Source organism: Wenyingzhuangia gilva, from assembly GCF_030519655.1.
GTDB classification, from domain to species: domain Bacteria; phylum Bacteroidota; class Bacteroidia; order Flavobacteriales; family Flavobacteriaceae; genus Wenyingzhuangia; species Wenyingzhuangia gilva.
In genome coordinates this window covers 104,821-129,686 of the sequence record NZ_JAUMIT010000002.1, presented here as the reverse complement: position 1 = coordinate 129,686, position 24,866 = coordinate 104,821, and the positions used below count along the sequence as shown (strand labels likewise).

The 24,866-nt window shown below is 32.3% G+C and carries 17 protein-coding genes; 5 read left to right on the top strand and 12 right to left on the bottom strand.

Features of this window, described 5'->3' with window-relative positions; genetic code table 11:
- Nucleotides 1–20: 20 nt before the first annotated feature.
- Both QVZ41_RS05600 and recG read right to left on the bottom strand, forming a co-directional pair.
- Nucleotides 21–2,378 carry an ATP-dependent helicase gene (locus tag QVZ41_RS05600; RefSeq protein ID WP_420896122.1) on the bottom strand — a complete coding sequence of 786 codons (2,358 nt, stop codon included), beginning with the start codon at nt 2,376–2,378 and terminating at the stop codon, nt 21–23.
- Between the two features lie 310 nt (nt 2,379–2,688).
- Nucleotides 2,689–4,788, bottom strand: coding sequence for an ATP-dependent DNA helicase RecG (gene recG / locus QVZ41_RS05595; protein WP_302883849.1), 2,100 nt, complete (start codon nt 4,786–4,788; stop codon nt 2,689–2,691).
- 172 nt (nt 4,789–4,960) lie between these two features.
- Between recG and QVZ41_RS05590 the strand changes: the two genes are divergently transcribed.
- The gene (locus QVZ41_RS05590) at nt 4,961–6,169 is read left to right on the top strand and encodes an RsmB/NOP family class I SAM-dependent RNA methyltransferase (RefSeq protein WP_302883573.1); all 1,209 of its coding nucleotides are present in this window, start codon (nt 4,961–4,963) and stop codon (nt 6,167–6,169) included.
- Nucleotides 6,170–6,230: 61 nt separating this feature from the next.
- Here QVZ41_RS05590 and QVZ41_RS05585 read toward each other — a convergent pair whose 3' ends face one another.
- From QVZ41_RS05585 to ppk2 (QVZ41_RS05575), 3 genes are read right to left on the bottom strand one after another with little or no spacing between them, the layout of a single operon-like run.
- Complete coding sequence (locus QVZ41_RS05585; RefSeq protein WP_302883572.1) at nt 6,231–7,307, bottom strand: hypothetical protein; 1,077 nt, start codon at nt 7,305–7,307, stop codon at nt 6,231–6,233.
- A gap of 6 nt (nt 7,308–7,313) precedes the next feature.
- Nucleotides 7,314–8,099: a polyphosphate kinase 2 gene (gene ppk2 / locus QVZ41_RS05580; RefSeq protein WP_302883571.1), complete on the bottom strand. Its 786-nt coding sequence runs from the start codon at nt 8,097–8,099 to the stop codon at nt 7,314–7,316.
- Nucleotides 8,100–8,103: 4 nt separating this feature from the next.
- The gene (gene ppk2, locus QVZ41_RS05575; RefSeq protein WP_302883570.1) at nt 8,104–8,961 is read right to left on the bottom strand and encodes a polyphosphate kinase 2; all 858 of its coding nucleotides are present in this window, start codon (nt 8,959–8,961) and stop codon (nt 8,104–8,106) included.
- A gap of 114 nt (nt 8,962–9,075) precedes the next feature.
- Between ppk2 (QVZ41_RS05575) and QVZ41_RS05570 the strand changes: the two genes are divergently transcribed.
- A complete protein-coding gene (locus tag QVZ41_RS05570) occupies nt 9,076–10,026 on the top strand; it encodes a lipid A deacylase LpxR family protein (RefSeq protein ID WP_338140792.1) in 951 nt (316 codons plus the stop codon).
- Here the strand turns inward: QVZ41_RS05570 and QVZ41_RS05565 are convergent.
- The gene (locus QVZ41_RS05565; RefSeq protein WP_302883568.1) at nt 10,023–11,243 is read right to left on the bottom strand and encodes a glycosyltransferase; all 1,221 of its coding nucleotides are present in this window, start codon (nt 11,241–11,243) and stop codon (nt 10,023–10,025) included. The two genes, QVZ41_RS05570 and QVZ41_RS05565, sit on opposite strands and share 4 nt — an antisense overlap.
- A 64-nt stretch (nt 11,244–11,307) precedes the next feature.
- On the opposite strand from QVZ41_RS05565, the gene QVZ41_RS05560 reads away from it, so the two are divergent.
- From QVZ41_RS05560 to QVZ41_RS05550, 3 genes are all read left to right on the top strand, one after another.
- Nucleotides 11,308–12,408, top strand: a complete 1,101-nt coding sequence (locus tag QVZ41_RS05560; RefSeq protein ID WP_302883567.1) for a DNA alkylation repair protein — start codon at nt 11,308–11,310, stop codon at nt 12,406–12,408.
- Nucleotides 12,401–12,910, top strand: a complete 510-nt coding sequence (locus QVZ41_RS05555; protein WP_302883566.1) for a hypothetical protein — start codon at nt 12,401–12,403, stop codon at nt 12,908–12,910. The genes QVZ41_RS05560 and QVZ41_RS05555 overlap by 8 nt, the downstream gene beginning before the upstream one ends.
- Before the next feature lie 91 nt (nt 12,911–13,001).
- Nucleotides 13,002–13,748, top strand: a complete 747-nt coding sequence (locus QVZ41_RS05550) for a hypothetical protein (RefSeq protein ID WP_302883565.1) — start codon at nt 13,002–13,004, stop codon at nt 13,746–13,748.
- Between the two features lie 70 nt (nt 13,749–13,818).
- Here QVZ41_RS05550 and QVZ41_RS05545 read toward each other — a convergent pair whose 3' ends face one another.
- From QVZ41_RS05545 to QVZ41_RS05520, 6 genes are all read right to left on the bottom strand, one after another.
- The gene (locus QVZ41_RS05545) at nt 13,819–14,016 is read right to left on the bottom strand and encodes a hypothetical protein (protein WP_302883564.1); all 198 of its coding nucleotides are present in this window, start codon (nt 14,014–14,016) and stop codon (nt 13,819–13,821) included.
- The gene (locus QVZ41_RS05540; RefSeq protein WP_302883563.1) at nt 13,997–15,013 is read right to left on the bottom strand and encodes a GntR family transcriptional regulator; all 1,017 of its coding nucleotides are present in this window, start codon (nt 15,011–15,013) and stop codon (nt 13,997–13,999) included. Before QVZ41_RS05540 ends, QVZ41_RS05545 begins: the two co-directional genes overlap by 20 nt.
- 28 nt (nt 15,014–15,041) lie before the next feature.
- Nucleotides 15,042–18,635 carry a family 78 glycoside hydrolase catalytic domain gene (locus tag QVZ41_RS05535; RefSeq protein WP_302883562.1) on the bottom strand — a complete coding sequence of 1,198 codons (3,594 nt, stop codon included), beginning with the start codon at nt 18,633–18,635 and terminating at the stop codon, nt 15,042–15,044.
- 15 nt (nt 18,636–18,650) lie between these two features.
- The gene (locus QVZ41_RS05530) at nt 18,651–20,903 is read right to left on the bottom strand and encodes a cellulase family glycosylhydrolase (RefSeq protein WP_302883561.1); all 2,253 of its coding nucleotides are present in this window, start codon (nt 20,901–20,903) and stop codon (nt 18,651–18,653) included.
- Nucleotides 20,903–23,236: a beta-glucosidase family protein gene (locus QVZ41_RS05525; RefSeq protein ID WP_302883559.1), complete on the bottom strand. Its 2,334-nt coding sequence runs from the start codon at nt 23,234–23,236 to the stop codon at nt 20,903–20,905. Before QVZ41_RS05525 ends, QVZ41_RS05530 begins: the two co-directional genes overlap by 1 nt.
- A 113-nt stretch (nt 23,237–23,349) precedes the next feature.
- Nucleotides 23,350–24,861, bottom strand: coding sequence for a RagB/SusD family nutrient uptake outer membrane protein (locus tag QVZ41_RS05520; protein ID WP_302883558.1), 1,512 nt, complete (start codon nt 24,859–24,861; stop codon nt 23,350–23,352).
- Nucleotides 24,862–24,866 lie beyond the last annotated feature (5 nt).

The window sequence follows — 24,866 nt, the reverse complement described above, 5'->3', positions numbered from 1 at the left end:
TAGTTTTATTTAATAAAGATTTATGATTCCAAAATATTCAACTTGGCAAATTGAAGTAATATTTTTTTGGTTCCAACATTCTCAAACTTTACCTCAGCTTTAACATTTACGCCAGCACCTTCTACACTAATTACTTGTCCCACTCCAAACTTAGCATGACTTACTTTGTTTCCTGCTGCTAATTTTTGAGCAGGTTTACTCGTATTCATTTGCTGTGCCAATTGAGGCGTTACTTTTCTTAGGTTTTGAGGTTGCTTAAACGGTGTTTTCTTTTCTGGTGTTTCTTGATTTCTAACCGAACGTGTTACTGGTTTTCTAAAACGAATTTTATCTCTAGGAATGTCATCATCATCAAACAAACCACTATCTACAAAACGATTGGCCACTACTTTATTACGTTGTGGTGCTAAATGTTCGATATAGCGCTCATCAATTTCCTCTAAAAATCTACTAGGTTCACAATCTATTAATTTTCCCCATCGATAACGCGTGTGGGCAAAACTTAAATAACATTGTGTTTCTGCTCTGGTTAACGCCACGTAAAACAAACGTCTTTCTTCTTCTAACTCACTACGTGTATTAACACTCATGGCAGATGGAAACAATGTCTCTTCCATTCCCACAATATACACATACGGGAACTCCAATCCTTTTGCCAAGTGAATAGTCATTAAAGACACCATTGGTGTATCATCTTCATCTTTATTGTCAAAGGTAGAAGCCAAAGCAACATCTTCTAAAAAGGCTGTTAAACTACTATCTAAATCTTGCTCTTTTCTTTCTTCAATAAAATCTTTCATTCCGTTCAGCAATTCCTGAACGTTTTCTACTCTATTTACCGCTTCTGGCGTTCCATCCACTTGTAAATCTTTAATTAGCCCTACTCTTTTCACTACTTCGTCAGCAACCTGAAAAGCATTGTTTCCTTGAGCTGTTATTTGTAAACTCTGGATTAAGGTTGCAAAATTATTCAACTTGGTTTTAGTAGGCCCTTGAATTTTAATATCGGTACTTTCTAAATCTGAAATAATCTCAAACAAAGATTTGTTATAATGATTGGCAGCCACCGATAATTTATCCATGGTAGTTTCTCCGATTCCTCTTGCCGGATAATTGATGATTCTTTTTAAAGCTTCTTCATCATTTGGATTGATCAACACTCGCAAATACGCAAGTAAATCTTTAATTTCTTTGCGTTGATAAAAAGACAAGCCTCCAAAAATTTTATACTTAATTCCCTTTTTACGCAAAGCATCTTCCATAGCACGAGATTGTGCATTGGTTCTGTATAAAATGGCAAAATCGTCATAAGTTTTTTGAAGATTCATGGCGTTTTCAAAAATAGAATTGGCCACCCAACGTCCTTCTTCCCCATCAGAAAGAGTTCTCATTATTTTTATTTTACCACCAGCATCATTGGACGTAAAAATGGTTTTATCTAATCTTGTTTTGTTTTTCTCAATCAAACTATTAGCTGCTTCTACAATATTACTAGTAGATCTGTAGTTTTGCTCTAATTTGAATGTTTTTACATCAGGATAATCTTTTTGAAAGTTTAAAATATTATTGATATTGGCCCCACGGAAGGCATAAATGGATTGTGAATCATCTCCTACCACACAAATATTCTGAAACCTATCAGCCAAAGCACGAACAATTAAATATTGTGAATGGTTGGTATCTTGATACTCATCTACCATCACATAACGAAACCTATCTTGATACTTTGACAATACATCTGGAAAACGAACCAACAATTCGTTGGTACGCAACAGTAAATCATCAAAATCCATGGCACCTGCCTTAAAACATCTATCTACATATTCTTTGTAAACAGCTCCCATTTGTGGTCTCATGGCCATGGTATCGGCTTCAATCAACTCAGGATTATTTCTATAGGCTTTTACGGTAATTAAGTTGTTTTTAAACTGAGAAATTCTACTTAAAATAGCTTTTGATTTGTACTGATCTTTACTCAATCCCATTTCTTTAATAATGGAATTCATCAAACGAACGGTGTCCTGAGAATCATATATGGTAAAACTTGATGGATATCCTAATTTATCAGCCTCGGAACGTAAAATTCTAGCAAATACGGAGTGAAATGTTCCCATCCAAAGATTTTTAGCTTCACTTTGCCCCACTACTTTCCCAATACGCTCTTTCATTTCTCTAGCGGCTTTGTTGGTAAAAGTTAAAGAAAGTATCTGAAAAGAATCTACCCCATTTTTTAACAAATGAGCAATTCTATAGGTTAACACTCTTGTTTTTCCAGATCCTGCACCGGCAATAATAATCATTGGCCCTTCCATTTGCTCAACGGCAGCGCGTTGTGGCGGGTTTAATCCTTCTAAATAATCTGACACTTGGCTATTCATTTTTAAGTAGGCTAAAAATAAGAATTATTTAGGGAATGAAAACATGAATTAAAGACTTAAGTAATGTGGATGACTATTGAAATTTAAAAGTGTGTGACTTTGGTGAATTGAGTAAAAAATAACTAAACCGAAAATTATTTGTTTTAAAGAAAACATCCCAACTCCGCTCGAAGACCAAAATGATTGAGTTGCGAACCTGTACAAGGTTAATAAATATTAATACCAGTTCTTCAAACTCCACAATTCATCTAAAGCACATTTGTTTATTGGATTCTAGCGTATCGAAATTTCGGGAGAGGATAGCTAAAACTTAACTAATATTCGCCCAAATACTAGTTCTTTTATGAATTTGTTGATAAGCTCTTTTAATAGGAAGATTCTTTGCTAAAGCCAAATTAGGATCTTCTCTCAATACTTCTAAGGCTGTATTTCTTGCCATGTGTAATTCTTTTGAATCTCTAACCAAATCAGCGATTTTTAAATTTAAGACACCACTTTGTTGCGTTCCCATTAAGTTTCCAGGACCACGGAGTTTTAAATCTACCTCAGCAATTTCAAAACCATCGCTGGTTCTCACCATGGTTTCTAAACGAGTTTTAGAATCGTTAGATAATTTTACGCCTGACATTAAAATACAATAACTCTGATCGGCCCCACGTCCTACTCGTCCTCTAAGTTGATGTAATTGCGACAAACCAAAACGTTCAGCGCTTTCTATAATCATTACCGAAGCATTGGGCACATTTACCCCTACTTCTATCACAGTAGTAGCCACCATTATTTGTGTTTCTCCTTTTACAAAACGCTGCATCTCAAATTCTTTATCTGCAGGTTTCATTTTTCCATGTACAATACTGATTTTATATTTTGGCAATGGAAATTCACGTTGAATACTTTCATATCCATCTTGTAAATCTTTATAATCCATGGCTTCTGATTCTTCTATCAAAGGATACACTACGTAAATCTGTCTTCCTTTTTCAATTTCATCACGCATAAATTTAAACACTCGTAAACGAGCACTATCAAATCTATGCACTGTTTGAATAGGTTTTCTTCCTGGTGGCAATTCATCAATCATAGAAACATCTAAATCACCATAAGCACTCATGGCTAAAGTTCTCGGAATAGGCGTTGCTGTCATGATTAATACATGTGGTGGCAGAGAGTTTTTCATCCACATTTTAGAACGTTGTGCTACTCCAAATCTATGTTGTTCATCAATAATGGCCAATCCTAAATTTTTAAACACTACTTTATCTTCTAGAATAGCATGTGTCCCTATTAAAATTTGCAAAGAACCATCTTCTAAACCTTCATGAATAATTCTACGTTCTTTGGTTCTAGTAGAACCCGTTAACAATTTTACAGAGATGTCAAAAGGAGCAACCAGCTCTGAAATCGCCTGAAAATGTTGCGAAGCCAAAATCTCTGTAGGAGCCAACATGGCTGTTTGAAAGTTATTATCCAAGGCAATTAAAATGGTTAACAAGGCCACAATGGTTTTTCCTGCCCCCACATCTCCTTGTAACAATCGGTTCATATGCGCTCCACTAGCCATATCGGCTCTAATTTCTTTCAACACTCTTTTTTGAGCATTGGTCAAATCAAACTTTAAACCTGATTTGTAAAAATCATTAAAATAATCACCTACCTGTCCAAACACAAATCCTTTTATTTTGTCTTTTCGCACCAATTTATTTCTGATGAGTTGGGTCTGAATAAAGAAAAATTCTTCAAATTTTAATCGTTTTTGTGCTTTGGTTAAATATTCTTGATTTTTAGGAAAATGAATATGCAATAAGGCTTCTTTTTTACTCAATAAACCATACTCTTGAATAATTTCATCAGACAACGTTTCTTGAATAAACGGATAAGCTTCTTTAATTAAATGCTGAATAGCCTTAGACATGACTTTGTTATTAAAGCCTTTAGCACTCATTTTTTCGGTAGATGGATAAATAGCCTGTAAGCCAACTATAAAGTTTTTCTTATAGTTAACCTCCAACTCCATATCTGGATGAGGCATACTAAAATTTCCATTAAAAAAATTAAGTTTCCCAAAAATCACATAGGGCTCATTAATTTTAATTCCTGATTTTAACCATTTGGTGACTCTAAACCAAATCAACTCCATACTACCAGTTTCATCTTTAAAAGTAGCTACCAAACGAGAACCTCTCTTTTGCTTAACTTCTTTTAAATCTGTCACAATTCCTTTGATCTGTACTTCGGTGTTTCCTGCCTGCAATTCACGAATGGTAAACATCTTAGATTTATCTACATATCTGTTTGGAAATAGATTCAATAACTGATTTGCATTAAAAATCCCCATTTCTTTTTGGAGCATCAATGCTTTGGCAGGTCCAATTCCTGTTAAGTAGGTAATATTAGTCTCAAAATCAAACATAGGTTTCACAAATCTACTATTTTAAACAAAGCTAAAACAGTGTTTATACCGCTTTTTACATCAAAGAAAAAAGACGTGAAGTGAAAATTATGGACTTTACCAACAGAAATTAAATTTCTTTGATGCACTAGGTAAAAAACACGTAACTTTGCTGCCAAATAGTTCACAATACATGAGACTTCATAGAAATTTAGTATTTACCGTTATAGATTCTTTAGAGGATGTTTTTAACGAAAAAGAATACGCTGATAAAGTAATACAAAAAGCCTTAAAAAAAGACTTGCGTTGGGGAGCAAGAGATAGAAAATTTGTTGCCGAAACCTTTTATGAAATTGTACGATGGAAACGTTTGTACAACGAAATTGCAGGAACAAAAGATCATTATTCTAGAGAAAATCTTTGGAAAATTTTTGCTGTTTGGGCAGTATTACGTGGAATTGAATTGCCAGATTGGAAATATTTTGAAGACACACCAGTAAGAAGAATCAAAGGAAAGTTTGATGAACTACAAAGTAATAGAGCCATCTCTCAATCTATTCCAGATTGGATGGATGAACTGTGTTTAAAAGAATTGGGAGAAAAGAAATGGACAGCGGAATTAAAAGCGCAAAACATTCCTGCTTCTGCCATTTTAAGAGTTAATACTTTAAGAGGTACTAAAAAACAATTACAAGATTTACTGGCTAAAGATGACATTGTTACAAAACCTATTAAAGGATATCCATATGCCTTAGAACTAGATGAGCGTAAAAATGTTTTTGTTACTCAAGCTTTTAAAAGTGGAATGTTTGAAATGCAAGATGCTTCATCTCAATTAGTAGCAGAATTCCTAGAAATAGAACCTGGAATGAGAGTGGTAGATACTTGTGCTGGAGCAGGTGGAAAAACCTTACACATTGCTGCTTTAATGGAAAATAAAGGATCTATTATTGCAACTGATATTTATGGTGGTAAATTAATTGAACTAAAAAAACGTGCAAAACGTGCAGGTGCTTTTAACATTACAACCAAAAAAATTGAATCAACCAAAACCATTAAAAAACTATACAATACAGCGGATAGAGTTTTAATTGATGCTCCTTGTTCTGGATTAGGAGTTTTAAAGCGTAATCCTGACAGTAAATGGAAATTACAACCTGAATTTATTGATAACATCAAAGCAATTCAATCTGATATTTTAGAGCGTTATACTAAAATTGCAAAAGTGGGTGGAAAAGTAGTGTATGCTACTTGTTCTATTTTACCTTCTGAAAACCAAGAGCAAGTAGCTAAGTTTTTAGAAAAAAATGACAACTTTAAATTGATTAAAGATAAAAAAGTATTGGCTTCTGTTTCTGGTTACGATGGTTTTTACATGGCCTTATTAGAAAGAATTGGTTAAAATTCCCTTATCTATTAATGATAAAAAAAACTCCATGAACAGTTCATGGAGTTTTTTATTTCTAATCCTTTATATTCTTTAGGCCATTTACATCTTGATAGTGTCTAATAACATATCTAAAGGCAGTTTCTAAAATTTCGCCCATACATTTACACTTTTTAAAAGCAACATCTTTTGTATAAATAAATAAGTCGTTCTTTAGCTGATCAATTTTATCGTCAGAAGAAATTCTATCTTGTAACATACAATTGATCAACTCTTGAATTCTCTTTTTTCCTAATAAAATTCTTTTGGCAATGGTGGATCTTTCTTCTTGTTGATACTGCTCAATAGATTCTGGTCTTAAATTATTATGAACCATTTCTACATACTGATTGTTCTCTTTTAGAAACTGTGGCATATACACCCTCAATCTCCCTTCATAACATTGCTGATCAAAATCAATCGCTCTAATTCTATAACGTACTTGGTCAAAATCATGTGTAGGGACAATTACATAATTATAAGCCCTCATATCTCCTAACAAACGCACAATACAACGTTCATTAAACTTTACATATTCCTTGGCAATTTGTTTTTGAGTTCTGATAGAATAAGCATCCAAGCCTGCTTCAATAAAAGTATCTCCTGGTATTCCTGAAATATGATCTTCAATCAACGTTTCTTTGTACACCAAAAAATTAATTCGGTTTGGCGATAACAAATGCTCTAGTTCCAATCCGTACACCCTGGAAGCATCTGCTTTTTTTACATACATATAAGTGTAATTATCATTTAAAATATTCCTTACCTTAATTCTAAAAGGCTTGGAATTTCCAAACGTACAATAATCAACCGCATCAATATTTAAAAAAGGAACTGAGGTGTCAGAACCATCACCATGTAAAATAGAGTATACTTTTTTTAAATCTCTATCAATAGTAGTTCTTTCGTGTTCTGGATAGTAAACTCGTACCCAAAGAGTATCTTCTCCATTTTCGTTATACACTTCTATGGCTCCAGAAAAACGAAGCAAATCATCATAAAAAACAGGAATTAATGCATTCCTATCATATTTTGATAAATATTGACTAAAAAAGGACTGTATTGGATACGTGGGCTTTTTCTTAGATATTTTTTCGTACTCTGGATTATCCATAGTTTTTTATACTTCTCTGTTTTTATCGTAAGGTATTTTTGACAATAAATACTTGATGGCATTTACCCTTGCAAACGTTTTTCTATTGGCTTTGATTATTTTCCACGGAGCATAATCTGTATTGGTGTTGGTAAACATTACATTTTTATACTTGGTATATTCATCCCAAAGTTCCTGAGCTTTTTCATCTACAGGAGTGATTTTCCACTGTTTTAATGGGTTGTCTCTAATCTCATCAAATCGTTTGGCTTGTTCGTCTTTGGTAATAGACATGTATATTTTTACCAACTTAATCCCTGAAGAAGTAATCATACGTTCAAAATCGTTTACATTGTTCATAAAACGAACGTATTCTTCTTGGGTACAAAATCCATTTACAGGTTCTACCACAGCACGGTTATACCAACTACGGTCAAAAAAAACAATTTCTCCTGCTTTGGGAAACTTGTTGATATAACGCTGAAAATACCATTGTGAACGTTCTTCATCTGTAGGTTTTGGCAACGCCACAATTCTAAAATGACGTGGATTGATACGCTCGGTCATTCTACGGATGGCTCCCCCTTTTCCGGCAGCATCTCTTCCTTCAAAAACAACAATTACACGTTGGTTTTTTTCAATGATCTCCTCGTGCATTTTAATCAACTCCTTTTGAAGTTTTTTTAATGATTTTATATAATTAATACTTCTTACCGCTTTTTGAAGATTCACTTCTTTGTCTGTTAACAAAGCCTGAATTCCTTTTTTGGTATTTAAGTTTTTAATATCATTTGGTGTTATATTATTCTCCATACTATTAATCTATTTGGTATGATGATCTAAAATAATGCATCACAACGTTAGGGTCTGGAAATAAATTTGCCACAGCATGTTCCTTCCCTTCATAATCAAACTTAGATAAAACATATCTAATACTTTCAAGTCTTGCTTCTTGTTTGTCGTTTGTTTTAACAATTACCCAAGGACTATAAGTGGTATGTGTTTTACTAAACATATGCTCTTTATAAGTAGTATACCTGCTCCACAACTCTTGTCCTTTTTTATCTACAGGGCTAAATTTCCATCTCTTTAAAGGGTTTTCTTGTCTAGAATTAAAACGAGCCAATTGTTCACTTTTTGAGATAGACAACCAAAATTTTATAATTACCAATCCGTCTTCATACAACATATGCTCAAATTCTGGAACTTGTGCCATAAAAGTATTGTATTGATCATCCGTACAAAATCCCATCACAGGCTCTACTACCGCTCTGTTATACCAACTACGATCAAAAAAAACAATTTCTCCAGGATTGGGTAGTTCCTTAATGTATCTCATAAAATACCATTGTCCTTTTTCTATATCTGTAGGTTTGTTTAAAGCCACCAAACGAGAAGAACGTGGATTTAAATGTTCCATAAATCTACGAATCGCTCCTCCTTTTCCTGCAGCATCTCTTCCTTCAAAAATAATGGCTACTCGTTTGTTATTTTTCTTAATCCACTGTTGTAATTTAACCAGCTCTATTTGTAATAACTTAAGCTCTTCTTCGTATTTTATTTTATTGAGAATATCCGAAACATCTTCTCCTTTTTCGTCTAATTTGCGTACCAACTCCGCCCTCGTGCTCACTGAAGCCAAATCTTCAGCAGTTAGCATTTCTTTTTCATTCATATCTTTTGGGGATTTTTTATCTTTATGACGAGTAAATATACATATTCCACTGCTTTTAACATAGTTTAACAAGGCGAATAATTGTACTTTTAGACAACTTTTGACAAGATTTTAATGAATTTCAATAAAATATTCTTTTTACTGTTTGTTAGCCTTTACATGTGTAAAATAAACACTCACGCACAAACCAAACATGAAATAGGATTGATTAACGACAATGATTTATATGTTTCTTTTTATTTAGATAAATATTACACCAATGGTCTAGAGCTTTTTTATAAACAAGCCACTAATACTGGTTATAATTTCTTTGATAAAAAAATTAGACAGTTTACCCTTGGACAAAATATATACAACCCTCAAGACAGTGATGTAACCAAAGTAGCGTTTCAAGAAAGACCATATGCAGGATATTTATATGCTAATTATTCAGAACACTTAATCAACTCTAAAAATATTTTAAGTTTAGGACTTACACTCGGAGTCACCAACACCAAGTCTGGAGCAGAATGGGCTCAAAACTTTATTCATACCTTTTATAATATTGATCCTTCTGAGGGATGGAAAACACAAGTAAAAGAAAAATATGCTGTAGGTGTCTTGGCCAATTATACTCGAAATATACTCTACAAAGAAAGCCTTCCCATTTCAATCTCTTGGACAAACAAGGCAAAACTAAACACCGTTTTTACCAATATTTCTAGTGGAATCGCTATCCGATTTAATTTTTTAAAAACTGTATTAGCTCCAATATCTAATAGCACATTTTTTGGTACTGCCTTGCAATATGGTGATGAAAAATGGATCAAGGAAAGTTATTTTGGAATAAAATCTTTTGCGACCTATCAAATTAAAGACGATACCGTTACAGGAGAATTAGATAAAAACCCAACACAAAAAGAATTTCATTTAGAACCGTGGACTTGGCAAAATGATTTTGGATTTTATTGGAACTCAAAACATATAAATTTTAGCTATCACATAATTTACTGCACCAGAAATGTAAAAGAAATGAGAACTAAAATCACCCGATACGGAAGCCTTCAGTTTAGCTATAAATTTTAAGACTTATTTTTCTCTGCAATCCACTTAGATAAATACATGGAACTTTTTAACGTATGATGCTGTAACATACTTCCGATAAAATTCTGAGCTCTGTATGTATTCAAATTTAAAATCAAGTCTTGAAGTTTTTCCGTAAATGCTTTCTGAAATATTGATTTCTCAAACCTAGTTTTTAAAATCTGTTTTCCCTTATTACTTTCAACATTCCAAAGGTTTTCATCTGTGTATAGTTGAATTGCTTTGTTTATAAAATCCTCTTCAGTATTGGCAATACAGTTTTTTAAATCAAAATCTCCAAACATTCCTTCAGACCCAATTTCTGTAGTAATAAAAGGCGTATTATTTTGCATGGCATCTATCAATTTTCCTTTTAAACCTGCTCCAAATCTCATAGGAGCTAAACAAACCCTAGTTTCCTTCATTACTTTAGCAACTTCTTCTGCCCTACCGTGTACTAAAAAACCATCTTTAGCATTGTGTAGTTGAAATACTTTATCTGATGGATAACCTCCGTAAATATGGAGGTGTGCTTTAGGAAGTTTCTTTTTTATTTTTGGCCAAACAACTTGTTTTAATTGCAAAACAGCATCCCAATTGGGTGCGTGAATAAAATTACCTATGAATAAAAAATCTTGTCTTTTGTTAAAAGAAGGAGTTAGATGATTCTCAACCTCGACTAAAAAAGGCAAATACCACAAAATAGTTTCTGGAATTTGATAGACCTCTTTTAAATAAATCATTTCAAACTCCGAAATAGTCAGCGTTGCATCACATCTATAAATGCTAGCAATTTCTCTTTTGGCATCTTCAGACAGAATCATTCCTTTTGGTAAATCCAACCCTTTTTTAACAGCTTCTTGTCTTGCTTTTCTTAAAAAATGTAAATCTTCCGAATCTAACAATCTTAAAGCATCAGGACAAATTTTAGCCACCCTCCAACCAAATTGTTCTTCAATCATAAAACGATCAAACAAAACAACAGTAGGATTTAAGTCTTTTAAAAATTCATCAAAAGAAACATCATTTAACAAAATAGTCTCTTCAACAACATCAATACAATTTAAATTAAAAGCAGTAGTTGGTTTTTGTGCAGGACTAGCAAAAGTCACCACATATTCTGCCAATTGAAATTGTTCTATAATTTGTAACATTCTGCTACCCGCAGCAGTTGCTGTAGGTTCTGGCCAAACATAGCCAATAATTAAGAGTGATTGCATTTAACAAAAATATAGAATTGAATCCATAGCATTTTGATTTGCTTTCTTTAAATTTATAGCAAACATGGAACCTCTTAAAAACGCATACAACCCAAAATTTTTCAATGCTTTTTTAAATGCATTGGAGGAAGTAAAACCTCAGCTTGACAAAGCGATGTTTTTAGCTGCTATTTTTATTCCTGAATGGAAACAAATGGAGCTGAAAGAACGAATGCATCACATTGCAAAAACCTTATATCATCATTTAAATACTGATTTTAGAATTGCCATACATGAAATCAAGTCACTGATTCCTGTTTTGCAAAAACATCAAATTTCAGGTGGTTTTGAATATTTGTTTTTACCGGATTATGTAGAAATATATGGGCAAGATTATTTGGTAGAAAGTGTGGCTAGTTTTGAAATTATTACACCTTTTGTAAGCTGTGAATTTGCAATTCGCCCTTTTATCATAGCACACCCAAAATATGTAATGGCAAAAATGATGGAATGGTCTTTTCATCCAAATCTTCATATTCGTAGACTGTCTAGCGAAGGTTGTAGACCCAGATTACCATGGGCAATGGCTTTACCTGAGTTTAAAAAAAATCCATCGACTATTTTACCTATTTTGGAAAATTTACTCAATGATGAAATGGTCTATGTACGTAAAAGCGTGGCCAACAATTTGAATGATATTTCTAAAGATCATCCAGAAATAGTGATTGCTTTTACCCTAAAGCACATTGGAGAAACACACAAAACAGATTGGACCCTAAAACACGCCAATAGGAATTTGCTAAAACAAGCAGAACCTAGAATTATGAAAGCTTTTGGTTTTGGAAACACTGCACAAATTGATGTTCAAAATATAAAAACAAGTGCTACTAAAATTCAATTAGGCCAAGATTTACATTTTTCATTTGACATCATCAACAATAGCAAAACCGAGACGCTTATTCGTTTAGAATATGCCGTGTATTACTTAAAACAAAATGGAATTTTGTCTAAAAAGGTTTTCCAAATCAGTCAAAAAAATTACGCTCCATACAGCATTAATAAAATAAGGCGAAAACAACATTTTAGACCCATTACAACTCGCAAGTATCATTTTGGACTCCATAAAATTGCGGTAATTGCCAACGGAAAAGAATTTGATCATATAGAATTTTATTTGCATGAATAACCTAAATCTAGACAATATTCTTTCTAGTCGTTTAGACAAAGATTTCTTAATTCAATTGTTTCAAGAACAAAAAGAAGTACATGCTAGTGCTATACAAGTTGCCTTAAGTAATCAGCAACCACAGGCTTGGAGGGCTACATGGATTTTAACACATTGTACTTCTAAAAATGACCCTCGTATTATTCCTTATATTTCAGATTTTATAGAAAAAATTCCCAGGCAAAAAGATGGACAACAACGAGAAACCATCAAAATTTTAGACAAAATGAAACTAAATGATGAGCAAGAAGGAAAATTGTTTGACATTTGTATGTCTCTTTGGGAAAACCTAGCCAAAGCTCCTGCTGTAAGATATCTTGCTTTTAAATTTATACACAAAACCTGTCAAAAATATCCAGAGTTAGAGGGTGAAATGGCCTTTATTTCTCAAGATCAATATCTAGAAACTCTGTCTCCTGGTATTCAAAAAATTGTAAAAAGAATTATTAAAACAGGGAAATAATTAAATATCCTCCTGAAGCAATTTTAAAATATTAAATTTAGGCTATCTCTTAGGCACTATTATTGTGTTTTTAAAAAATAAAAAAAGAATCATGAATAAATTCAGAATCACCATCACCCTACTATTTATTACTATTTTTAGTATAACTACTTTTGCACAGGACAAACTAAACCAATATAAGTACCTCTCTATTCCTAAACAGCTTAGCCTGCAAAAAAATCCTAATCAATACAATATCAATACCATTTTAAAAGATTACTTAAACAAGTATGAATTCACCGCTTTTATTCAAGGTGATACCATTCCTAACCACATAAAACCTTGTGATATTTTAAATTTAGATGCTGATAAATCTGGTTTTTTAACGACCAAGGTAATCATATCTTTTACAGATTGTTATGGAAACAATGTATACAACTCAAAAGAAGGTGTTAGTAGAATTAAAGAATTTAAACCTGCTTATTATGAAGCTTTGAGAGCAGCACTAAAAGACCCAAACATTCAAAAGCATCAGTTTTCAGAGACAATTGCTTCTGTAACTCCTTCGGTACCCACAACACCAATAAAGCAAACCACTAAAAGTACCAACACTTTTACTTTAGAGTTTAAAGGACAACATTATCAATTTAAAGAAACAGACGTTCAAAATGAATATCAAATTTTTCAACATGAAACTTTAGTAGGTACACTAAAAAAATCTGATGGAAATAATTATACATTAAAAGCAGGAACATTAAACGGAACGGGAACCTTTGATGACTTTGGAAACTTTTCATTAACTAGAGTAAACCCTGTAAACAACGCTAGTATTACCGATATAATGGCTAGGATAGACTAAGTTATAAAAAGTAACCTTTTACTAAAAAACATAGGTGCTTGCATAAAAATATCTATGTTTTTTTTGTGTTTTAATCATTTAAAATCTCCCAAACCAAAGCTTTGGTGATTTCTTTTCCTGCTGCTTTTTCTTTAATGGTAGCAAAATCAACTTTAAAATCGCATCCTGATTTATATTCTGAACATGTATAAGCACTTCTTACAGCTATACTATGATAGTATGCCTTTAATTTTAATAAAATATTACTTTTAAACAGAATCTCTAACAATAAAATCGATAGGATTTTTTATTCTTCCTTTTTGCTGATTAAGTATCATGCTGGCTGCTCTGTTTCCGATTCTAGTGTAATTTGTAGAAATTACAGAAACACCTAATAGTTTTTTAAAAGGAGTATCATTGTATGATAATACTCCTATATTATTTACCTCTTTTGTTTTTATACAGTCTAATAAATTCACTAAATCACCATCTTCAATTGTAATAAACAACTCTCCTATTTTAAATTGTTCATCATTTGAAACACCCGATAAAATACTAAATTCAATTTTATGTTTATTGCAAAAAAGCTGTACTCCTCTAATAATTTTATCAATGTATGGATATTGTTCTTTACTTGGCACTATTAAATTAAATTTATTATATTTTTTTAGCAACAAAAACCCTTGCCTTAATGCAATATATACATCTCTTTCAAAATCCTGATAAATCTCTATAATATCTCCATCTATTACCAAATCATTGTTATCTAGAATAATAAGTTTTTCTTTGGAAATTGTATTAATAGCGTGTTTATATTCATCAAACTTCTCTGATCTTAACATAAAATGTGGCATCACTACATAATAATCATATCGGTTTATATTTTTAGCTAATAAATCAATAAACTGCTGTTCGTCACAATGATATATTTCAATATCTACTTGATACTTATCCCCTAATTGATCTACAAAAGCTTCGTAAATTTTTAATTTATATGCACATAATTTGTTAATAAAAAAAATAATCTTTTCCTTTTTTTTATTTTTTGGTAGATTCACGTAGGTTCCTTTACCTTTTTTTGCAATCAGTACTTTTTTTGTTTTTAACAAATTATATGCTTTCTCTACCGTATCTCTAGAAACAGCATATTCTTTACTAAATAAATTAACAGAGGGCATTTTTTGATTCAATTGTAAAGTACCATATGTAATATGGTCTATTACTTGATTTGCAATTTGTACATATTTAGGCTGACAGGAATTTTCTGTGATTTTAAATTCTATCATTTTTATTTTTTTGATGTTAAAATGATGACTATTTTACTAAAAACTGGTAAGATCCAGAGCCTAACTCTATCACTTTTCTTTCTTTACTTTCCTTTAAACCTTCCTTTTTTTTATGATTTTTATTAGAAGTTATCATGTAAACCGACTGATATTTATCGCAAAGAACATGAAACTCCGCTGTTGTATTAGGAGGGACTTCAACAAAATAGAAAACACCTTCTTTTGTAATTTCCCACTTACTATTTATTCTTCCATACATAGAATCATAATATCCTTCTGCCCATGTCATTTTTCCTGTAGTATCTGGAGTAGGTTTTATTAATATTTTCTTATATCCAGGCTCTAAAGGTTGAATCCCTAAAGAGTAAGCATACATCCACTCTCCAACAGCTCCAAAGGAATAATGATTGAAGGAATTCATGCTATTGTTACCTCCAAAACCGTTTTCTGTAGTATATGAATTTAAACGTTCCCAAATAGTAGTAGCTCCATTAACGACTGAATAAAGCCAAGATGGATAATTGGTTTGTTGTAATAATTCATACGCTACGTTACTTTTATCAGCTTTAGATAAAGCAGTACAAAGCGCTGCTGTTCCAATAAACCCTGTCATTAAAGAATATTCAGGCCTATTAATCCCCTCATAATCTTTATTTTTTCTTTCAATAGTAGTAACCAAATGTTTTTCAGCTAACGGCCTATTCTCTTTATTAAACACATTAAAATTTAATGGGATTGCATAAGAAGCTTGTGTATCTATAACATCTCCTTTTTTAGCCAATTGAAAATTTTTAGGTTTAGTCGCTAAAGATTCTCCTGAATATCCAGAATGAGTTGTTTTTTTAGTTTTTACATCAACATAAGTATTATTAAAAAAAGCCTTCCTTTTCTGGTAAAGTGATTGATATTTAGAAGCATCTTTTTCTTTTCCTAGAATAGCAGCAGTTTTAAATAAAATTTCTAAAGTCTTTATTTGATAAGCAGTCCAAAACAAAGAATTATCATTTTTATATCCTTCTGGACTCAACCAATCTCCCAAAGGCCCTTCATCTAAAATTCCAGTAACAGGATCTTGTTTAGAACTTAAGAAATCTACATAAGCTTTCATGGCACCGTAATGATTTTCTAAAACTTTTTTATCTCCATATTGCTGATATAAAGTCCATGGAATTGTAACACCTGCACTTCCCCAAAGTGTACCGCCAAATCCTGTACCTATGGGAGCAATATCGGGGAATCTTCCATTTTTTTCTTGCAAATTTCTATTCGCTATTAAATGTCTTTCTAAAAAAGCATTCACATCACCTAAATAAGTTGCTGTTTTGGCAAATACATTAATATCTCCATTCCACCCCATTCGCTCATTTCTAGCAGGAGTATCTGTTGGAATTGATAAAAAATTACTACGAAAAGACCATGTAATGTTTTCCCATAATTTATTAACCAAATTGTTAGAAGTCTTGTAAGATGATGATAGTTTTTGAATTGAACTCAACACCAATCCTTCTACATTTTCTAGAGGTAAAGCTTTGTTAATTCCTGTAACTTCAAGGAACCTGTAACCATGAAAAGTAAAGTGAGGCTGAATAATTTCTTCTGAATTGTTTTTCAGTATCCATCGGTCTGTAGTCATAGCTCCTCTAATGTTCTCCGTCATAATCATATTAACATTTTTAGAATATTCAAGTAAATCAGGATATTTCATTTCTGCATACCTCATGGTAATTGTATCTCCTACACTACCTTTTAGCTTAATTCTTGGCACCCCCACCATGTTTTGTCCCATATCATAAATAAAAACACCAGGCCTCACTTCCTCTACAGATTTTGCTTGTAGGGTTTTAACAATTTTAGCATTTTCTCCAATCTGACCAATAAGTTGTAAGTCGTTGTAATTAAATGTTTCATTTACAAAAGCATTATTTGAGTTTACAGGAATTTCTACAGCGGCATGCCAAGTTGAATCATTGTATTCTTTGGTTTTCCATCCTTCCGTTTTTGTTTCCTTTCTTGCATCGTATAATTCTCCTTGAAAAAAACTTGAATAACGAATAGGTCCATCCGTAAACACTTTCCAATCTTTATTGTTAGAAGTTATGGTTTTAGTGGTACCATCACTGTATTGTATTTTTAATTTTAATAATAAAGATTGTCTGTCTCCAAAATAATTCCAATTAAATCCTCTGTAGGTTGAATTACCAGACCACCATCCTTCACCTAAACTAGACCCAATGATGTTTTTTCCCGTTTGCAAGAGTGTTGTTACATCATATGTTTGATACATATGTGTTTTGTTATATTGAGTTAAACCAGGGTTAAAATAATCATCTCCAACTCTATATCCATTAACATACATTTCATAAATTCCTCTTGCAGTAACATACATAGTAGCCTTGCTTATTTTTTTGTTAAGGTTAAATGTAGTTCTCAACAATGGCGTTGCATTTTTACTAGGGTTAGCTGTTAAAATGATGAAGTGATCATTCGATCCAACTTTATAGGTTTTATTTTGAATTTTTAATCCTTTGCTTAACTGATCTTCAAATATTCCTTTATAAGATTCTTTTGTACTTAAATTTTCCTGAAATAAAACACTTGAAGGTTTTCTATAATTGGTTATTCTTACTTCTTTAAAATAAGCAAACTCTCCTTTTTTCATGTTAAAGCCAATATCGGCCAAAGCAGGATAAACTATTAAATCTCCTCCATTATCTCCTAAAGGATTAAGAGATACCCCTCTAACATCCACCCATTCTGGCACATTAGGATCGTTGTTTATTAAATTTTCTTTTTCATATCCATCTATATATATTAAACATTTTCCAAAATTCATTTCTAAGGCAACCTGATGCCAATTGTATTTATTCTGATGGTTAATTAAAGAGGTGGGAATATGATAAGTAAATAGTGGTCTACTAATATTATCATTTAAGTCATATCCACTCCTAAATACGTGTAATTTAGCTTCTCCCTTATTTTCTTTAAGTTCACTAATATCTAATTGAAATACCAAATAACTTTCGTCTTTCTGATTTTCAACGCCTAAAATATTTAAGTTTTTGTTCATCAAACGTACGTCATTTGCCCCAAAAACAAATCCTGCTTTAGCAGACTTCGTACTTTTGTCTAATTTAACTTTGTAGTCCATTTTAAAAACGGTAAGTGCATGAGAGTATAACATTAAATCATTATCGTTTCCTCCAATCCACTTTGCACCTTCCCATCCCTCTAAAGTAGAAGTCATAATACCTGTTTCAAAAAAGGAGTTCTTTTCAAGTGTTTTATCTTCTTGATCCCATACTTTTATGTGCCAATTATATCTAGTTCCTGGCTGTAATGATTCGCCTGCGTATGCTATGTTTATAGACTTATCAGATATTACTTTCCCCGTATCCCAAACTGTTTTCTCTTTTTCATTTTTAACAATAATTTGATATGCTTTTTGAAAAACATTTTTTTTATACGAGTCTTTCAAAAGCATCTTCCAACTAAATCTAGGCTTTTCTATATCTAACCCAATAGCTTGTTTTTTAGACTCTACTTTTAAATCACTCAGGTGGACTTGTCCAAATCCTTTAACAAATAATAAGCACAGAATTAGGATATGTTTTATTTTTTTCATTTATTTTTTTTGCGTTTAGTTTATAAATATCTTCTTGATAAACTTTTCATTAGAATTTGTTAGATGAAAGAAATAGAGACCAGAAGAAAAAGATGACACATCAATATCTACCTTATCTTTTACTTTATTCAGCGCTACAATTAATCTACTTGTAGTATCATATACTTTTAAATTGTAATTTTTTTCTGCATTCTCTACAATTACCGAAACTTCATTAGAAGCCGGATTAGGATATATTTCAAACTCTGTTGTTTTACTTACTGTATTCTCTGTGGCGTCACCCCAAGTAAAAAGCTCCCAACCTCCAATAGTTTGTCTATTAGAAATTACTGGATTTACTCCATTTTCTGAACTAAGATAAAATCCGACATTACTTTTTAGAGCAAATTTATTTTCTCCTAACTGTATAAAAGTAAACTTCTCAGTTTCTCCTATAGCATCAGCGTTACAATACATTGATCCAGTTCCATCTCCTGCATTTACATATTTGTCATTAGAGCCTAGTAATGCTATTTTACCGTTTCCTGCATCTACAACTTTAAACACTTCCCATGCATTCTGTTCTGTTTTAATACAAGTCATCGGATTGTCATTTCCTTCGGAACTCAGGTATTTTAAATTATTTCCCTTTATCCATATATTCATTCCTATAGGAGCTACAGAAATAGTTGCTTGTGTTAAAGGAGATATATTATTAATATGATTTGTGTTCTCTCTAAAATTTGGAGTTACGTATTGAGACCATTTTTGAGAAATTACTTCTGCTGTGTCATAATGTATGTCAGGTATTTCTCCTGGATAACCATCGTAATACCCCCAATTTTCAACAGGATTATCAATTCTTTTCACTTTATAAGCCCAGTTAGACCAAGATGCATTTAGAGCATTTAATCCACTGATGTATTTTTGCCACAAATCTGGGAAATTCCATAAATTAAATTCTCCGGCTAATACAGGAACATTCCAGTTGTGCATATGGTTTGCAACATCTAACAAAACAGCATCAATAAAACCATCTTGAGAAGTCCAATTTGTTTTATCTTCATTATAGTGATGAACTTGATAAACCACATTTGTCCAACCGTAATGCTGGGGAGCAACAACAAAACTAAACCCAGGAAAAGCTCCTATGGAAATAGTATGATCTGGATCTATTTGTCTTACTTCATTGTACAAATCATTATAAAATTGATGTATCGGATAATTTGATTGATCTGAACTTAATGGCTCATTTAATAAATCATACATGGCTACTGTTGGGTTGTCTTTATAACGGGTAGCAATTGCCTTCCAAATATCTATTGTCATATTTTGAGAATTCTGATCGGTCCAATAATTATTAATAACTGCCTGACCACTGGTTATAAAACCATTAATTCCTCCAGGTGCTCCGTGTAAATCTAAAATAACGTACATGTTTCTGTCATTACACTCATTAATTACCCAATCTAATTGATCAAAGCCATGAGGTTTTATGGTTCCGTCATTGTACATAATTTCCATCCAATAAAAAGGAACTCTCACCATGTTCATACCCATAGATTGAATATTGTCTAAATCACTAGAAGTAATCCATGCTTCTTGAAAACTATCTAATATGGTATCTGCCATATCGGCTCCAAACCTATCATATAAAGAATTTCTTACTGTGTAATCATCTTCCATAAAAAGGTTGAATTCAGCAATAGACCAAAAATTTGAATTTGCAGTTCCTGTTTGAACTATTTTTACATATCTCTTGTGGTAAATATTAGGTAATTGCACAAAAATATCTTCAGAAGTTCCTGTTCCAGAAGTTACTTCTTCCCAATTTAATTGGTCATCTGAAACCTCAATTCTATATCCTCTTGGATAATCTCCCGTATAGCCTCTAGCCTCAAAAGAAATACGATTAAACAATACCTGTTCTTGCATGTCTACCATAAAATATTGTGATTCGTCTGGTAATTGTGCTGCTCCTGATGACCAGCGAGAATTTAAATCTCTATCAAAAACATTTTGAACATTTGTTCCAGAGTAAGTAGATGATGCGCTTGCAACCCATTGACTTCTATTTAAAGATCCTTTTCCTACGGGGCCCATCCAATACTCCATACTCAACCAAGCTCCTAAATTTGTTCCACGTAAAGTTATCGTGTCACCCAATCCATTTTGATTTCTTAATACAGTACCGTCTGTTTTTAAAAAATCTGCTGAAGTCATTTGTCCATAAGTAACAGAAGTCAAAAACAATAAAAACAGCCTACAAAATTGATAATACTTTTTCATTATTTACTTTTTTTAGTTAATACAGAAATTTCTCTTTTTGGCACCAAACTTTTAGTTGTTTTTAAGACTTCAAGCAGCTCATTTCTTTTAAATGTTTCTTTGAAAAAAATGTGATCTATAGAATTTCCAACTTCAATATTGTAGATTCCAGACTCTAATATCCATGCAGATCTTTTTGGAGAAAAAGAAGCATAATCTGTAGCATTTAATATCACTTTAACCTCTTGTTTTTCTCCAGGTTTCAATTGTTTTGTTTTTACAAATGCCCTAAGTTCTTTTGTTGGTTTTTCTAATTCTACCTCAGGCGATGATATATAAAACTGTACGACTTCTTTTCCTGCTTTGTTTCCTATATTTTTCACCCAACAGCTAAGCTCTAATTTTCCGTCTTTAGTTGTTTTAAAATCTCCCTTAGAAATTTCAAAATCTGTATAAGAAAGTCCAAAACCAAAAGGATAAGATACAGGTACATTAAATGTGTTAAAATAACGATAACCTACATAAATTCCTTCCTCATAAATTACTTCCGATTTTACACCAACAGTACCACTAGGATATGGATTGTCTACCAATTCTTTTCCAGGAAAGTTTATAGAAGAGTAATGATCCATATACTGAATAGGGAATGTCATTGGTAATTTACCTGAAGGATTTCGTTCACCCACTAAAATATCAGCTACAGCGTTTCCTCCTTCCTGCCCTCCTTGCCACATTAAAAGAATTGCATCTGCATCTTTTTTCCAAGAGTTTGTTTCTATAACACCTCCTATATTTAAAACAACAACCATTTTTTTATGATGCTTGTGGTAAGCTTCTGATATTTTTTTAAGTAATGTTTGTTCCTCTTTAGATAAGTAGAAATCATATCCTTGTTGCCTGTCATAAAACTCACCCGATGTTCTATTTACAGTAAAAATTCCCATTGATGTTTTTTGTGCGATTACATCTAATTCTTCTGATGTCCATTTTTTCTCTGGTAATATTTTATCAGGACCAAAAGACCATGCTTTAGGAGGTAGTGCAGCTTTGGTTTTTTCTATGTATTCTACATAACCCTCCTTTACACTGTTGTCTATGAACAAATTCTTTTTTTCTAAACCTTCTAACAAAGAAGTAGAATAAGCCATATTTACATTTCCGCTTCCCGTTCCAACAGCAATAGTTTCATAACTTGCTACTCCAAACAAAGCCAATTTTTGTGATTTGTTTATAGTTAATGGCAATGTGTTTTCATCATTTTTTAATAAAACCATTCCTTCTGTTGCTGTTTCTTTAGCTATTTTTTGTGAAGCTTTTAAATCTGGTGTACCACTAGGCTTATACCCTAAAAAAGAGGGCGTTTTTTGGTATATATCTAAAATAGATTTTACATTTCTATCTAACTCTTTTTCTGTTAAAAGTCCTTTTTTAACAGCATTTACAATCATGTTTTTATGGTTAGGTGTTCCTGGCATTAACAAATCATTTCCAGCTTTAAGTTGTTGAGGAACATTTTCTCCTGCAAACCAATCAGTCATCACAAAACCTTTAAATCCCCATTCTTCTCTTAAAATAGTGGTTAACAAATCATAACTTTCAGATGCATAAACTCCATTAACCTTGTTATAAGCAGACATGACCGTCCATGGCTTAGATTCTTTTACAGTAATTTCAAATCCTTTTAAATATATTTCTCTTAAAGCTCTTTCATCAACTATTGCATTAATTCTACTTCTATTGGTTTCTTGATTATTAACTGCATAATGTTTTACAGAAACTCCTATTCCTAAAGACTGTACTCCATTGGTAAAAGCGGAAGCCATTTTACCAGATAATAATGGGTCTTCAGAATAATACTCAAAATTTCTACCTCCTAGTGGATTTCTGTGAATATTTAAAGCTGGAGCCAATAATATATCTACACCATATTCTTTTGCTTCATGAGCAAAAGCTTTCCCTACTTGTCTCATCAATTCTGTATTAAAAGTAGAAGCTAACAAGGAAGCTACAGGAAATGCAGTGGCATAAAATGTTTTGTCTGGTACTGAAGCTCTATGTGGATTAATTCTAACTCCAGCTGGACCATCAGCAAAAATAACTACAGGTAAATTAAGTCGCTCATTAGCTAAACTTTTTCCTGCGGCTCCAGGAACATTTCCTCCTACCTCTCCAACACCTGTATCTCCTCCTTCGGACCATGGAATTTCCATTTCAGAACCTATTACAATACGTTCCTTTTCTTCTAAACTAAGTTTGCTTAATAAGATTTCCGATGTTTGTTGTGCATACAAACTCTTTACAAATAAGAGTAAGAGTAAGGCAAAGAATTGCTTTTTTTTGTGTAAAAATTTCATAAACAACTATTTTATAAGAATAATTAAGATTTAAAAATGAGACGTAGGTTTCTAACCCTTAACTCACAATTAGGTCAAGGGTTAGAAATAACTAACGTATATGTTGAGTTTATTTAGTAACCAGGGTTTTGATCTTCTTGTGTAATTTCTGGGTTTACTCTAATTTCTCTCTGCGGTAATGGCAACAATAAATGCTTGCTAGATACGCTGTAAGCTCCTGCTGGCAAACCAATACCTGCTGGATAATAATAATCTTGAGGGTTGGCTTTTATGGAAGCTCCTTGCTGATTCATTACAGAAATAGCTTTATCGGTTCTTACCAAGTCAAGCCATCTTTTATTTTCAAAAGCTAACTCTACTTGTCTTTCGTCAAGAATTAAATCTCTTAACTCTGATTGAGTTGCTGAAGGAACGGCTGCAAGCCCTGTTCTTGGATGTGCGTGAACCATATTAAAATAATCAATGGCATCTGTTTTGTTTTGTTCGTTTTTAGCCTCTGCAATCATTAACAAAACCTCGGCATATCTATATACAGGCCAATTGTTATTTGTATTTGGAGCTAAAGTGGACCCTTGTGTATATTTTTTGATATAAGGAAAATTAGTGTATTGACCTCCTGTATAATAAGCAATAGAAGCATCTTTTCTTAAATCTCCAGGCTCATAGGCATCTAACAATTCTGGACTTGGAATATTCCATCCTGCATAACCATTAGAATGTCCTGAAGGAAATCCGTTAATAACTCCTACATCTGGTAAAATTGGTAAAAAATTATATCCAAAATTACTACTCAATCCTGCACTAATATCATCCCAATATTGTACTTCAAAAATTAATTCTGAATTTCCTTTATTAGCAGGATCAAAAATGGCTTCGTAATCTGATAATAATGTATATCCTGATACTTTTAACAGTACTTCTTCGGCCAATTCCCAATTTTTACGCACTAAATAAATATTTCCCAATAATGTTTGAGCCATTCCTTTTGAAATTAATCCAGGACTTTGGTTTGCTACTCCTGGAAGTAAATCAATTGCAATAATTAAATCATCTATAATTTGATTGTAAATAATATCCGAATCAATTCTAGGTCCTGAAGTATTTTTATAAGATGTAGGTGGATCTAATTTTAAAGGCACATCTCCAAAATACTGCAACAAATCAAAGTAAGCAAAAGCTCTCATTGTTAAAGCTTGTCCCTTATAGTTGTCTCTAGAAGCTTCTTCTATATCCGCTTCGTCAATTCTGCTAATAATTTGATTGGCTCTACCAATTAAAATATAATTATTATCAAATTTTGTACCTACATGCCCTCCATTAGCATCATCAATAAATTGATCGATATATTCTAAGCCCGCATATCCTCTATTAGCATTATTATATAAAAAGATAGTGTTGTCCGAACGCATTTCACCAGTAATCCATGCTCCATAGTCTGCAAGACCAATTCCGTATAAGTTTCTTAATGGAGCATACATTCCAATAGTTGCTTGTTGAAAATCTTCTTTTGTCTTAAAAAAGTCATCTCCAGCAACCACCGTTTCTGGGAGTTTTGTTAAAAATTCTTCTTCACATGAAGAACATAAAATTCCGATGGCAAATATTATATATAATTTAATTTTCATAATGT

Excerpts from the sequence above, each read along its gene's own strand:
- QVZ41_RS05520 (WP_302883558.1), bottom strand. The coding sequence starts at position 24,861 with ATGAAAATTAAATTATATATAATATTTGCCATCGGAATTTTATGTTCT.
- QVZ41_RS05530 (WP_302883561.1), bottom strand. The coding sequence starts at position 20,903 with ATGAAAAAGTATTATCAATTTTGTAGGCTGTTTTTATTGTTTTTGACT.
- QVZ41_RS05570 (WP_338140792.1), top strand. The coding sequence starts at position 9,076 with ATGAATTTCAATAAAATATTCTTTTTACTGTTTGTTAGCCTTTACATG.
- QVZ41_RS05555 (WP_302883566.1), top strand. The coding sequence starts at position 12,401 with ATGAATAACCTAAATCTAGACAATATTCTTTCTAGTCGTTTAGACAAA.
- QVZ41_RS05600 (WP_420896122.1), bottom strand. The coding sequence starts at position 2,378 with ATGAATAGCCAAGTGTCAGATTATTTAGAAGGATTAAACCCGCCACAA.
- ppk2 (WP_302883571.1), bottom strand. The coding sequence starts at position 8,099 with ATGGAGAATAATATAACACCAAATGATATTAAAAACTTAAATACCAAA.
- QVZ41_RS05565 (WP_302883568.1), bottom strand. The coding sequence starts at position 11,243 with ATGCAATCACTCTTAATTATTGGCTATGTTTGGCCAGAACCTACAGCA.
- recG (WP_302883849.1), bottom strand. The coding sequence starts at position 4,788 with ATGTTTGATTTTGAGACTAATATTACCTACTTAACAGGAATTGGACCT.
- QVZ41_RS05550 (WP_302883565.1), top strand. The coding sequence starts at position 13,002 with ATGAATAAATTCAGAATCACCATCACCCTACTATTTATTACTATTTTT.
- ppk2 (WP_302883570.1), bottom strand. The coding sequence starts at position 8,961 with ATGAATGAAAAAGAAATGCTAACTGCTGAAGATTTGGCTTCAGTGAGC.
- QVZ41_RS05585 (WP_302883572.1), bottom strand. The coding sequence starts at position 7,307 with ATGGATAATCCAGAGTACGAAAAAATATCTAAGAAAAAGCCCACGTAT.
- QVZ41_RS05560 (WP_302883567.1), top strand. The coding sequence starts at position 11,308 with ATGGAACCTCTTAAAAACGCATACAACCCAAAATTTTTCAATGCTTTT.
- QVZ41_RS05540 (WP_302883563.1), bottom strand. The coding sequence starts at position 15,013 with ATGATAGAATTTAAAATCACAGAAAATTCCTGTCAGCCTAAATATGTA.
- QVZ41_RS05535 (WP_302883562.1), bottom strand. The coding sequence starts at position 18,635 with ATGAAAAAAATAAAACATATCCTAATTCTGTGCTTATTATTTGTTAAA.
- QVZ41_RS05590 (WP_302883573.1), top strand. The coding sequence starts at position 4,961 with ATGAGACTTCATAGAAATTTAGTATTTACCGTTATAGATTCTTTAGAG.
- QVZ41_RS05525 (WP_302883559.1), bottom strand. The coding sequence starts at position 23,236 with ATGAAATTTTTACACAAAAAAAAGCAATTCTTTGCCTTACTCTTACTC.